The sequence below is a fragment of the Delftia sp. DT-2 genome, assembly GCF_028401915.1.
GTDB lineage: Bacteria > Pseudomonadota > Gammaproteobacteria > Burkholderiales > Burkholderiaceae_C > Comamonas > Comamonas tsuruhatensis.
Genome location: NZ_JAQOTI010000004.1, coordinates 440,537 through 452,719, shown reverse-complemented (window position 1 = coordinate 452,719; position 12,183 = coordinate 440,537). Strand labels below are relative to the sequence as shown.

Genomic DNA, 12,183 nt, shown 5'->3' with positions numbered 1-12,183 from the left:
TGCGGGAATAGCTCAGTTGGTAGAGCGCAACCTTGCCAAGGTTGAGGTCGACGGTTCGAACCCGTTTTCCCGCTCCAATTCAGAAAAAAGGGAAGCGGTAACGCTTCCCTTTTTCGTTGGTGCTGCAGTTCGCAGGCATGAGCAGCTTGCGTTGGCCTGTGACGCTGCGGCGCAGGGCCCCGATGGTGAAATTGGTAGACACTGCGGACTTAAAATCCGCCGCTTCCGAACAGGGGCGTGCCGGTTCGATCCCGGCTCGGGGCACCATGAGCTATGTGCAGCAGCGTTCTGATGCTGCAATCTTTGTAGCAATTTTGCGTTGAGGCGAATGCTGCGGTTGCGCAATGTTTCGCGGTGCTGCGCAGTGCATGTTGCTGGCGTCGTGCTCTTGCAGCACCGCATTGTGGCCATGCGCCGCCAAGTCCTTGCCGGCTGCATTACGTGCGAGAATCCCTTCATCAGGCCCCGGGCTGCTTGCCTGGATGGCGCGGCTCGGGCAGACAGTGATGGCGATGCCTGCATGCGTTCCGTTGACATTGATCGTGGCACATGGTGCGGCGTGACAGGTGTGGCCAAACTCATCCCAGACGAGAACATGTCGAATTACAACGCTCCATTTGAAATCCACGTGCACGGCCAGGTGCTGCTGCGCCCCGACACGACCTACGAGCAGTTGCAGGAAGCGCTGGGCCCGCTGTGGAAGTATGCGGGTGCCCGCTCCCTGGCCGATGGCGCTGGCAGCGTCTACGAAGAAGAGCCCGGCATCCAGTTCGATACCAAGGAGCGCCTGCTCCAGGTGTGCTGGACGGTGCGCGGCGATGAGGACTTCCGCCAGTCGCTGGACGACATGTGCATGGGCATCAACGAGCTGGCCGAGCAGGGCGCTGCCATCGAGGTGACCTTCTACGACACCGAGTTCGACGAGGAAGAGGAGTCCGAAGAGGCCGAGTCGCGCGACGACTTCGTCATGCTCTTCGTGGGCCCGACGCCCGCGGCCATCATGCAAGTGCAGCGCGACCTGCTGGTGCAGGACGTGGTCAACCTGATGGAGCGCCATTTCGACGGCTCCGAGCTGGGTGGCGTGGTGCAGGAGATCGACAAGCTGTTCTCCCAGCGCTTCGACGCCCTGGTCAGCTCGCTGGAGATCGGCAAGCCGCCGCGCGGCATGGGTGGATCGGGTTCGGGCCACGGCGGCAACCGCCGGCCCCGCCACCTGCATTGAGCGCAAGGCGCTGCCCCGCGCAGCGTACAGCCATGGCGGCACAGGCCAGCACGCCCAAGTATTCCGGAGCAGTCACCGAGACCGTGCGCCGCCAGCGCGAGCAGCGGCGCGAGGTGGCCGGTGGCGCGCTGCCGCTTCCCTACCTGTCCGCCTACCCGGCCGCGCTGCAGTCACAGGTGCGTGGCTGGCTGGCCGATGACAAGGCCGAGGCCTGGCTGCTGCGCAAGCATCCCGAGGCCCATGCCGTGCGCACGGACAAGAGCCTCTATGACTACGTGGATGCCCTCAAGGGCCGGCACCTGCGCAATGCCGGCACGCTGAACAAAGTGGCTTACGACGGCCGCATCCATGTGGTCCACAACGCCCTGGGCCTGCACACGCGCCGCGCCGTGGTGCAGGGAAGTCGCCTCAATGCACGGCATGAGATCCGCATCGGTGCACTGTTCAAGCAGGCGCCCGAGGCTTTCTTGCGCATGATCGTCGTCCACGAGCTGGCCCATCTGCGCGAGCCCGACCACGACAAGGCCTTCTACCAGCTGTGCACCCACATGGAGCCCGACTACCACCAGCTGGAGTTCGAGCTGCGGCTGTACCTGAGTTGGATGGACCACTCGGGCCGGCGCCTGTGGCAGGCGCAGCCGTGATTCAAGCGGCCGTGGGGATGGCGCTGGATTCGCCGACCTGAACGGACGAGCAGCATTGCGCGGGCAGATCCAGCCAGCGCGATGCCGCAGCCTGCAGGGCCTGCAGCGATCCCGTGGTCATCAGCTGGACCTGGCCCTCTGCCGCGGGCAAGGGGCCTGATTCGCTGGCCAGGGTGCCCAGTCGTTCCAGTACGCGCCGCGTCTGGCGTGCCACCGGGGCACCGGTGTCGATGAACTGGATGTCCGGCCCCAGCAGCGTGCGCAACTGCTCGCGGGCGAATATGTAGTGGGTGCAGCCCAGCACCAGGGAATCCATCTCGCCCGTCTTCTGTCCGAAGCTGCCCAGGGCATTCACATACCTGGCGCACAGGCGCGCGACCTCGGTGGCCATGGGGTCGGCGGGAACGGGCTGCTCCGTGCTTTCCTCGATGGCCTTGGCCAGACCGTCGCAGGGCTGGACATGGAATTGCACGCGCTGGCCATGGTCGGCCACCAACCGGGCAAAGCGCGCACTGCTCACCGTGCCGCGCGTGGCCATCACGCCCACGTGGCCGGTCTGGCTCGATAGCGAAGCAGGCTTGATGGCGGGCTCCACGCCGATCAGGGGCAGTTCGGGAATTTCAGCGCGCAGCATGTCCACGGCAGCGGCCGTGGCCGTATTGCAGGCGATCACCAGTACCTTGATCTGGTGCTGCTCGCACAGGTGGCGCGCAATGGTGCGCGTGCGCTGCTGCACGAAGGCGTCGCCGCGTGCATCGCCATACGGTGCATAGCCGCTGTCGGCCAGGTAGATGAAGCGCTCATGCGGCAGCTCATGGCGCAGCGCCTGCAGCACGCTGAGGCCGCCGATGCCGCTGTCGAAGACGCCGATGGGAGAGGCCGGGGAGGTCATGTGGAGATGCGGATAAAGGCTTTTGGAGGCGGCGCCCAGTATGCCCGCTCGGGCGCGTTCATGCTCGGGCCATGGCTTGCTGCTGCAGCCATTGGGCATGTGTCAGGCGGTACAGGCAATGCCTGCGCAGCGCATGGCCTGCCGGCACCTCCGGATGGTCGAAGTCATGGGCGTCGCGCTCCATGCCCAGGCGCTGCATCACGGCCTGCGAACGCAGGTTGGACAGCGCGGTGAACGAGACGATGGACTCCAGATGCAACGCGCCGAAGCCGTGCTCCAGCGCCGCCCGCGCGCCTTCGCTGGCCAGGCCCTGGCCCCAGAAAGGCCGGGCGAGCCGCCAGCCGATTTCCACGCAGGGCGAGAACGGCAAAGACGCGGCGGGAGTGTGCAGCCCGATGAAGCCCATGAATTCGCCACTGGCAAGGTGCTCTGCCGCCCAGAAGCCCCAGCCGCGTTCCTCGATCAGTGCCTGGATCCTGTCTGCCATGGCATCGCTTTGTTCACGGCTGAGCAGTGCCGGAAAGTGCTCCATGACCTGTGGGTCGGCATTCAGCGCGGCAAAGGGCTGCCGGTCGCCGGCCTGCCACTGGCGCAGTATCAGGCGCGGGGTCCGCAGGGTCGCTACAGGAGCATGTGTGGTGGTCATGGTTGGAGAGGGCGCTGCAGCACCAGCAGATAGGCGGCCGCATGGCCGTGGAAGGAGTGGGGGATGAAGCCTGCCTTGCCTGCCAGCTTTTCCACGCTGGTGCGGCGCTGGAAATGCGGGTCGAAGACCAGCTCGGCCACGGCCAGCAGGCCGCCGGGGCGTAGGCTCTGGAACACGTCGGCCAGCGCGGCCTGGCGGTCCGGGATCTCTCCCAGCACGGCGGCCATCACGGCGCGGTCGTGCTGCTCGGCTGCCAGCTGCCCCTGGCCCAGCGCCGCCGCCTGGGTGCGCACATTCTCCAGCCCCTGCGCGCGCGCCTTGGCCGCCACCTGTTCGAGCATGGCCGGCTGCAGGTCCACGGCCAGCACCTGTCCCTGCGCACCGACGGCACGTGCCAACGGCAGGGTGACGCGGCCTGGGCCGCAGCCCGCGTCCAGCACTTTCATGCCTGGCTGGATCTGCAGTTGCCCGACGATGAAGGCGGCCTTGTTGCTGGCCGCGAAGGGATTGTCGAGCTCGACCATCCAGCGCAGCCAGGACGGGCAGGGCAGGACATGGCGGCGGGAGGACAGGCGCCAGGCCAGGCTGGTCACGGCCAGCAGGGCGATGAGGACGAGCGCGATGGTCATGTTGAATGGGCAGTGTTGCAGGCAGCGGGCAGTCTGTCACAAATGCCCGCGCCAATGAAAAGACCGCCCGAAGGCGGCCTCTTTGCGCTTGGCGCCGGCGTCAGGCCGAGGCAATCTCAATGGTCTTGAACTCGCCGGATGCGATGCGCTTTTGCCATTCGGCAGGGCCGGTGATGTGGGCGCTGGTGCCGCCGGCATCCACGGCCACGGTCACGGGCATGTCCACCACGTCGAATTCGTAGATGGCTTCCATGCCCAGGTCCTCGAAGCCCACGACCTTGGCGTTCTTGATGGCCTTGGACACCAGGTAGGCGGCGCCGCCCACGGCCATCAGGTAGGCCGACTTGTGGTTCTTGATGGACTCGATGGCCACCGGGCCGCGCTCGGCCTTGCCGATCATGGCGATCAGGCCGGTCTGCTCCAGCATCATGTCGGTGAACTTGTCCATGCGGGTGGCCGTGGTCGGGCCTGCGGGGCCCACGGCTTCGTCCTTGACCGGGTCCACCGGGCCGACGTAGTAGATCACGCGGTTGGTGAAGTCCACGGGCAGCTTCTCGCCCTTGGCCAGCATGTCCTGGATGCGCTTGTGGGCGGCATCGCGGCCCGTGAGCATCTTGCCGTTGAGCAGCAGTGTGTCGCCGGGCTTCCAGCTGGCCACTTCTTCCTTGGTCAGGGCGTTGAGGTCCACTCGGCGCGACTTGTTGTAGTCGGGCTCCCAGTCGATCTTGGGCCACAGGTCCAGCGAGGGGGCGTCCATGTAGACCGCGCCGGAGCCGTCCATCACGAAGTGCGCGTGGCGCGTGGCCGCGCAGTTGGGGATCATGGCCACGGGCTTGGAGGCCGCATGCGTGGGGTACATCTTGATCTTGATGTCCAGCACGGTGGCCAGGCCGCCCAGGCCTTGCGCGCCAATGCCCAGGGCGTTGACCTTCTCGTACAGCTCCAGGCGCAGTTCCTCGACCTGGTCGAGCTTCTCGCCGCGCGCGGCCTTGGCCTGCAGCTCGTACATGTCCAGGTCTTCCATCAGGCTTTCCTTGGCCAGCAGCACGGCCTTCTCGGCGGTGCCGCCGATGCCGATGCCCAGCATGCCCGGCGGGCACCAGCCCGCGCCCATGGTCGGAACGGTCTTGAGAACCCAGTCCACCAGGTTGTCGCTGGGGTTCATCATGATCATCTTGGACTTGTTCTCCGAGCCGCCGCCCTTGGCGGCCACGGTCACGTCCAGCTTGTCGCCGGGCACGATCTGCACGTTGATGACGGCAGGCGTGTTGTCCTTGGTGTTCTTGCGCGCGAACAGCGGATCGGCCACGACCGAGGCACGCAGCGTGTTGTCGGGGTGGTTGTAGCCGCGGCGCACGCCTTCGTTGATGGCGTCTTCCAGGCCGCCCGTGAAGCCTTCCCAGCGCACGTCCATGCCCACCTTCAGGAACACGTTGACGATGCCGGTGTCCTGGCAGATCGGGCGGTGGCCGGTGGCCGACATCTTGGAGTTGGTCAGGATCTGGGCCATCGCGTCCTTGGCCGCCGGGCTCTGCTCGCGCTCGTAGGCGCGGGCCAGGTGGGCGATGTAGTCGGCGGGGTGGTAGTAGCTGATGTACTGCAGGGCGCCTGCGATCGAATCGATCAGGTCCTGCTGGCGGATCGTGGTGGTCATCGGTGGGGTGTCTTTTTGATCGGGGGAACAGGGGAGGGGAATCCCGGGGGCGATTATCGGCGCTGCGCGGCGGAAAGTGCACGCAAGGGGTGCAGTCTTGTACAAGAGTCGAGGGGTTTGCCTGGACAAGCCCGCCTCGGCGACACCTCAGTGGGGGATGGATGCGAGAGGTTCCCATTTGCGGAGTTACCATGGGCGGGTTTTTGCCATTGCGGCCCCGCCAGCCAGACATCCCCGAGCCACGCAGCGCGCGGCCCGCCGACCTGCCTCCAGCCAACTGCGCCGCGTTGTTTTCACCAAGGAGTCCACACCAATGACCGCGACCCGCCAGGAAAAAGACACTTTCGGACCCATAGCCGTCCCCGCAGACAAGCTTTGGGGTGCGCAGACGCAGCGTTCGCTGCAGAACTTCGACATCAGCGGCGAGCAGCAGCCGCGCGAGATCATCCACGCGCTGGCCCAGGTCAAGAAGGCCTCGGCCACCGTCAACCACAAGCTGGGCCTGCTCGACGAGAAGAAGACCCGGGCCATCCTGGCCGCCGCCGACGAGGTGATCGCCGGCAAGCACCCGGACGAGTTCCCGCTGGTGGTCTGGCAGACCGGCTCGGGCACGCAGACCAACATGAACGTCAACGAGGTGCTGGCCAACCGCGCCAGCGAAATCCTCGGTGGCGAGCGGGGCGAGTCGCGCCTGGTCCACCCCAATGACGACGTGAACAAGAGCCAGTCGAGCAACGACGTATTCCCGACCGCCATGCACGTGGCTGCCGTCACGGCCATCGAGCAAAAGCTGCTGCCCGCCATTGCCCTGCTGCGCAATACGCTGCAGGCCAAGAGCGAGGCCTATGCCGACATCGTCAAGATCGGCCGCACCCATCTGCAGGACGCCACGCCGCTGACGCTGGGCCAGGAAATCTCGGGCTGGGTGGCTCAGCTGGCCCATGGCGAAAAGCATGTGCGCGCCGCGCTACCGCATCTGTACGAGCTGGCGCTGGGCGGCACGGCCGTGGGCACGGGCCTGAATGCACCCAAGGGCTATGCCGAGGGCGTGGCGGCCGAGCTGTCCCAGCTCACCGGCTACCCGTTCGTGACGGCGCCCAGCAAGTTCGAGGCCCTGGCCTCGTGCGATGGGCTGGTCCACGCCCACGGCGCGCTCAAGACGCTGGCCGCCAGCATGATGAAGATCGCCAACGACGTGCGCTGGCTGGCCTCCGGCCCGCGCAGCGGCCTGGGCGAGATCTCCATCCCCGAGAACGAGCCCGGCTCGTCCATCATGCCCGGCAAGGTCAACCCCACGCAGAGCGAGGCGGTGACCATGCTGGCGGCCCAGGTCTTCGGCAACGACGTGGCCATCAACTTCGGCGGCGCCTCGGGCAACTTCGAGCTGAACGTGTTCCGCCCCATGGTCTCGCACAACTTCCTGCAGAGCGTGCGCCTGCTGGCCGATGGCATGAAGAGCTTCAACGACCACTGCGCCGTGGGCATCGAGCCCAACCGCGAGCGCATCACCGAGCTGGTGCAGCGCTCGCTGATGCTGGTGACGGCGCTGAATCCGCACATCGGCTACGACAAGGCGGCCTACATCGCCAAGAAGGCGCACAAGGAAGGCTCCAGCCTGCGCGAAGCGGCCGTGGCTTCCGGCCACCTGACTGGCGAACAGTTCGACGCCTGGGTGATCCCTGCCAAGATGGTCGGCAACCTGTAGGACCTGCTGATGCCATCAAAAAGGGGAGCCGGCCGGCTCCCCTTTTTTTGCTTCATGGCCTGGCTCAGTTGTCCGCCTGCGGGCGGCGCACGGTGCGGAACACGTACTTGAGCGCGTCGCCGATGGTGCTTTCCCAGACCGGCCATTCATGCTTGCCGTTGACGATGCGCAGCTCGGCAGGCTGCTTGTTCCTGCGCAGCTGGGCGTAGAGCTGGGCGGCGTCGGACTCGATCATGAATTCATCGTCGTCGCCCGAATTGATGTACATGGGCACGCTGATCTTGCGGGCGAGAAAGCTGTCCCACAGCACAGGGTAGTTGTAGCTCTTCCAGACCGTGGTGCTGTACTGGCCGCCCGTGTTGGGTTCGGCAAAGACCTTGACCGAGCGTGCCGAGGAATCGGCGGGCGGCTCGGGGTTGTAGATGGCGGGGCTCAGCAGGGCGGCGGCCTGGAATTTCTCGGGGTACTTGAGCACGTAGCGCAGCGCGCCGTAGCCGCCCATGGACAGGCCGCCGATGACGCGGCCATCGCGGCTGGTGAGGGTGCGGTACTTCTTCTCGACATGGGGGACGAGGTCCTGGAAGAAGGCCGTCTCCATGGGCTCCTTGAGGTCCACGTACCAGGTCGTTCCCGCGTCGGGCATGACGATGATGGCGGGCGGGATCTCCCCGTTCTGGATCAGCTGGTCCACCGTGCGCAGCAGATTGCCCTTGACGGGCCAGTCGTTGCGCTGGCCGTCGTTGCCGTGCAGCAGGTACATGACGGGGTAGCGCAGCCTGGACTGGGCGTCGTAGCCCGTGGGCAGGTAGACGTTGTAGGTCCAGCTGCGCTGCAGCGTGGCGCTCTTGAACTCGGCGGCCTCGATGGAGCCGGCCTGGGCGGCCGGGCCGGCCAGAATCGCGGCGGCCGCCAGCGTGCCGGAGGCGGCCTGGCGCAGGACGATGGAAAAGGAAAGTTGGCGCATGTTTTTTGTCTCCTGTGGTCCGTGGCAAGGGCCCACGGCTGCGCCAATGTAATCGAGGCCCTGGCCCCGCCTGCGCTCCGCGCGGCCGGGCCGTCGCCTCGGGGACCATGGTCCTCAGCCGGGCGCACGCTGCGCGTGGCGCAGCGCGCTGCGAAAGCCCAGTTGCCCCACCACGCACGCCACGACCAGGGCCAGCGCGGCCGACAGCGCGGGGTTGCTGCCCAGGCTGGCGCCCAAGGTGCACAGGCCGCCCACGGCCATTTGCGTGCTGCCGTAGACACCGGCGGCCGAGCCCGTGAGGCGCGGATGCACGCTCAGCGCGCTGGCCAGCGCCGCAGGGCTGGTCAGGCCCGAACCCAGCGCGAACAGCACCATCAGCCCCACCACAATGGCCGGCGTGAGCTGGTTGAACAGGGCCAGCAACAGCAGCATGGCCGCGCTGGCCAGGCTCAGCAGATTGCCGTTGAGCATCAGCCGCTCCAGGGGCCAGTGGCGTATCAGCTGGCGGGCCAGCGCATTGCCCACGGCCATGCCGCCCATGAGCAGGCCCAGGTAGATGGCCACCTCATGCTTGGTGGAATGCAGCTGCTCGATGAACACGAAGGGCGCCGCCGCCAGGAAGGCATAGATGGACGTGGTGGCGCAGCCGCCGCCCACGGCAAAGCCCACAAAGGCCGGCGAGCGCAGCAGGCTGCGGTAGTCGTCGCGGATGGTGCCCAGGTGCAGGCGGCCCGTGGGCTGGCCGGTTTCGGGCAGCAGCTTCCAGATGGCGAAGGCCGTCACGCCGCCGACCACGGCCAGCGTGCCGAAGATGGCGCGCCAGCCCAGGGCGTCGTCTATGGCCGAGCCGATGGCCGGCGCGATGCCGGGGCCGATCATCATCATCAGGTTGAGCAGCGCCAGGCTGCCCACGGCGTTCTCGGGCGTGCTCGAATCGCGCGCAATGGCGCGGCCCAGGGCCAGGCCCGCGCAGCCGCCCAGCGCCTGGAGCAGGCGCGCGCCGATCAGCCAGGGGGCGGACGGGGCGAGAAAGGCCGCCAGGCTGGCCAGCGCATAGAGGATGAGTCCGGCCAGCAGCATGGGCCGGCGCCCCAGGCTGTCCGACAGCGGGCCATAGATCAACTGGCCCACGCCCAGGCCCAGGATGTAGACCGTGATGGTCAGCTGCATCTGGCTGGCACCGGCCTGGAGCTGGTGTGCCGCATCGGGCAGGGCGGGCAGGAACATGTGCATGGCCAGCGTGCCGACGATGGTCACGACCACCAGCAGCCACAGCGGCGCCTTGCGGCTGGCCGCTGTATGGTCCTGGGCGGGTGGCAGCGAAGAGTGCTCGGCCGCCATCTCAGGCAGCCTGCTCGTCGGGCAGGTCCGTGTCGCAGGCGGGCTCGGCGGCCATGGCCTCCAGCAGGCGCTGCAGCGTGGCATAGGCCGCACCCAGTTCCTCGGGCGGCACGGCGCCCAGCACCTGGGCGCGGGCCTGCTGCAGCAGGCCCTGCACGGCTTCGACCTGGGCATGGCCGGCTGGCGTGAGCTGGATTTTCCTGACGCGGCGGTCGCTGTCGTCCACGCGCTCTATCCAGCCCTGGGCGGCCAGGCCGTCCACCAGGCGCACGACCGAGGAGCTGTCCAGCGCCAGGGAATGGGCCAGATCCTTCTGGCGCATGGCTTCAGGCGAACGCGCCAGATGCATCAGCGGCATCCATAGCGCCTGGGTCAGGCCCATGGGCGCCAGCAGCCTGTCCAGCGTGCGGCGCCATTGCTTGTTGACCTGGCCCAGCGTGAACATGAAATGCCGCTGCACGCTGGCGGCATCGGCTTGCGCGGGCGGGGACTGGTCGGGAAGGGAAGACATCGTGGCATTCAAATAGTTGGCATTCCAATTATCTGCATGTCAACGATATCGTTTCCCGGAGCCGCCTGATACATCCGCAGGCGTCAGGGTTTTGGCCCCCGCAGGGGAGGCGGGGCCTACATGCCCAGGGACTTGAGCAGTTCGTCGGTGTCCGTGCTGCCGGCCGGTTCAGGCGCTGCGGCGGGGGCGCTGGCGTTGGCCTGCGCCATGAGGGCGTCCGGGTCGGGACGCTCCTGCGGTTCGAAATCCACCACCTTGATGAACTCCGTGCGGTCCATGGCCAGCTCGAGATAGAAGATGTTGTTGTTGCCCGTGTAGAAGGTCACGCGGCGCGCCTCGGGGGAGTCGAGGTTGGCGTCCACGCTGAGGTTGACCTGCTTGTTCAGGCGGATCATCTTGGGCTGGCTCTGGGTGATGTAGGTCTGAAGCTCGCGCTGGACCTTGCTGGTGAAGTCGCCCACCACCTGGTTCATCAGCTCGCCCATGACGTTGCTGACATCGTCGGAGGTGTAGGAGCTGGCAAGGTCCTCTTCACCCATGCCCATGCTCAGCATGTAGCTGCGGTACAGCTCCATGGCGGCGGCGGCCGAGAAGTTGATGATCACCAGGCCCGAGAAGCCGCCGTCCACCAGGACAAAGCAGCCGATGTCGGGCTTGAGGCTGGTCTTGGTGATGCGCTGCACCATGCCCGAATACTGGATCTGGCACTGCGTGGCCACCTGGAGCACGCGCGAGACGGAGTTGCAGAGGCTGATCAGCACGTCTTCCGTGCCATGGACGATGGGATGTTGGGGCTTGTTCATGAGGTCAACGGGACAAAATTGTGAGCGATTATGGGTGCAAGTCCGTTGTTTGCGACTGTTTGTAACATTGAAAGTCCAATGTGCCCCCTCCTGGGGCGGGGCTTGGCAGGCGGCCCCGAAAGCCGCGCTCAGCGAATCGCCTGCGTGGACTCGCGCACTATGCAGCGCCCCTGCATGACCACCTTGCGCACGGGCAGCTCGGGCGCATGCAGTCGCTCCATCAGCAGGCTGAAGGCCGTTCGGCCCATGGCGTCGATCGGCTGCTCGATCACGGTGATGGCGGGGGCCACCAGCTCCGTCCAGCGCTCGTTGTCGAAGCCGGCGAGCGCCACATCGCCGGGGATGCGCAGGCCTGCGGCGCGTATCGCGCGCAGGCAGCCTTCCAGCAGCAGGCCGTTGCTGGCCACGAAGGCGTCGGGCCGCTGCGGCTGGCGCAGCCATTGCGTGACTTCGGCCTCGGCGGCATCGCTGGTCGGGGGCAATTGGCGCAAGTCGGGCTCCAGGCCTGCATCGCGCATGGCGGCCAGATAGCCGTCGCAGCGCTCGCGCGCCGTGCTGCTGGTGCTGCCGAAGACGCCTGCAATGCGGCGGCGGCCCTGTTCCACCAGATGCCTGACCAGGGTGGCGCAGGCCTGGGCGTTGTCCAGCACCACGCTGTCATGGCAGGCCGGGGCGCCCGCCCGGTCCACCAGGACAACGGGAAACTCCAGCTGCATGCGCTCGAGCTTGTGCAGGCTGGCCTGGGTGGGCGCAAAGATCAGCCCCGCGATGCGCTCTTCCTGCATGAGCTGCAGGTACATGGCTTCGCGCTGCGGGTCTTCGTCGGTATTGCACAACAGCACGCGCCGGCCCTGGCGATAGGCCTCGGCCTCGACCGCGCGGATCAGGGCCGTGAAAAACGGGTTGCGTATGTCGGCCACCAGCACCCCCATGGGGCCAGCGTCGCGCGCACGCAGCCGGCGCGCCATCAGATTGGGCCGGTAGCCCGTGGCCTGCACGGCGGCCGCGACCCGCGCCCGGACTTCTTCGCTGACCGAGCCGCCCGCCAGCGCGCGCGATACCGTCGATTTGGAAACCCCGGCCGCACGGGCCACATCGTTGATGCTGATGCTCAATGCAATCGTTCCCGTTGGTTGTGGTGTGCCGCAGAGGATAACTCCAAAGAAATGCCG

Annotated in this window: 12 protein-coding genes and 2 tRNA genes; 5 read left to right on the top strand and 9 right to left on the bottom strand. The window is 66.8% G+C overall.

All coding sequences use genetic code 11. From position 1 onward, the window contains the following. The first annotated feature begins 1 nt into the window (after position 1). The 4 genes from PO605_RS09475 (at position 2) to PO605_RS09460 (ending at position 1,866) form a co-directional block, all read left to right on the top strand. A tRNA-Gly gene (locus PO605_RS09475) sits at positions 2–77 on the top strand. A gap of 99 nt (positions 78–176) precedes the next feature. Then, positions 177–267, top strand: a tRNA-Leu gene (locus PO605_RS09470). Between the two features lie 328 nt (positions 268–595). Beyond that, positions 596–1,222 (top strand): DUF6806 family protein, encoded by a 627-nt coding sequence (locus PO605_RS09465; protein WP_013803265.1) that lies wholly within the window; start codon positions 596–598, stop codon positions 1,220–1,222. Positions 1,223–1,254: 32 nt separating this feature from the next. Then, positions 1,255–1,866, top strand: coding sequence for a M48 metallopeptidase family protein (locus tag PO605_RS09460; protein WP_047471448.1), 612 nt, complete (start codon positions 1,255–1,257; stop codon positions 1,864–1,866). 1 nt (position 1,867) lies between these two features. Here the strand turns inward: PO605_RS09460 and murI are convergent, their stop codons facing one another. From murI to PO605_RS09440, 4 genes are all read right to left on the bottom strand, one after another. Continuing rightward, positions 1,868–2,758, bottom strand: a complete 891-nt coding sequence (gene murI, locus PO605_RS09455; protein ID WP_047471446.1) for a glutamate racemase — start codon at positions 2,756–2,758, stop codon at positions 1,868–1,870. A 58-nt stretch (positions 2,759–2,816) separates the two neighbouring features. Beyond that, positions 2,817–3,404 carry a GNAT family N-acetyltransferase gene (locus tag PO605_RS09450; RefSeq protein ID WP_047471444.1) on the bottom strand — a complete coding sequence of 196 codons (588 nt, stop codon included), beginning with the start codon at positions 3,402–3,404 and terminating at the stop codon, positions 2,817–2,819. Continuing rightward, positions 3,401–4,033 (bottom strand): class I SAM-dependent methyltransferase, encoded by a 633-nt coding sequence (locus PO605_RS09445; RefSeq protein WP_017407256.1) that lies wholly within the window; start codon positions 4,031–4,033, stop codon positions 3,401–3,403. Before PO605_RS09445 ends, PO605_RS09450 begins: the two co-directional genes overlap by 4 nt. A gap of 100 nt (positions 4,034–4,133) precedes the next feature. Further along, positions 4,134–5,687 carry a fumarate hydratase gene (locus PO605_RS09440; RefSeq protein ID WP_013803260.1) on the bottom strand — a complete coding sequence of 518 codons (1,554 nt, stop codon included), beginning with the start codon at positions 5,685–5,687 and terminating at the stop codon, positions 4,134–4,136. A 313-nt stretch (positions 5,688–6,000) separates the two neighbouring features. On the opposite strand from PO605_RS09440, the gene fumC reads away from it, so the two are divergent. Then, positions 6,001–7,392, top strand: a complete 1,392-nt coding sequence (fumC, locus tag PO605_RS09435) for a class II fumarate hydratase (RefSeq protein WP_016445164.1) — start codon at positions 6,001–6,003, stop codon at positions 7,390–7,392. Positions 7,393–7,456: 64 nt separating this feature from the next. Here fumC and PO605_RS09430 read toward each other — a convergent pair whose 3' ends face one another. The 5 genes from PO605_RS09430 to PO605_RS09410 form a co-directional block, all read right to left on the bottom strand. Next, a complete protein-coding gene (locus tag PO605_RS09430; RefSeq protein ID WP_047471441.1) occupies positions 7,457–8,356 on the bottom strand; it encodes an alpha/beta hydrolase in 900 nt (299 codons plus the stop codon). A 114-nt stretch (positions 8,357–8,470) separates the two neighbouring features. After that, positions 8,471–9,697 (bottom strand): multidrug effflux MFS transporter, encoded by a 1,227-nt coding sequence (locus PO605_RS09425; RefSeq protein WP_047471439.1) that lies wholly within the window; start codon positions 9,695–9,697, stop codon positions 8,471–8,473. Between the two features lies 1 nt (position 9,698). Then, entirely contained in the window at positions 9,699–10,208 is a 510-nt protein-coding gene (locus PO605_RS09420; protein WP_016453094.1) for a MarR family winged helix-turn-helix transcriptional regulator, read from the bottom strand. A 116-nt stretch (positions 10,209–10,324) separates the two neighbouring features. Continuing rightward, positions 10,325–11,011 (bottom strand): DUF3334 family protein, encoded by a 687-nt coding sequence (locus tag PO605_RS09415; RefSeq protein WP_047471435.1) that lies wholly within the window; start codon positions 11,009–11,011, stop codon positions 10,325–10,327. Positions 11,012–11,139: 128 nt separating this feature from the next. Beyond that, positions 11,140–12,126 carry a LacI family DNA-binding transcriptional regulator gene (locus PO605_RS09410; protein ID WP_047471433.1) on the bottom strand — a complete coding sequence of 329 codons (987 nt, stop codon included), beginning with the start codon at positions 12,124–12,126 and terminating at the stop codon, positions 11,140–11,142. Positions 12,127–12,183 lie beyond the last annotated feature (57 nt).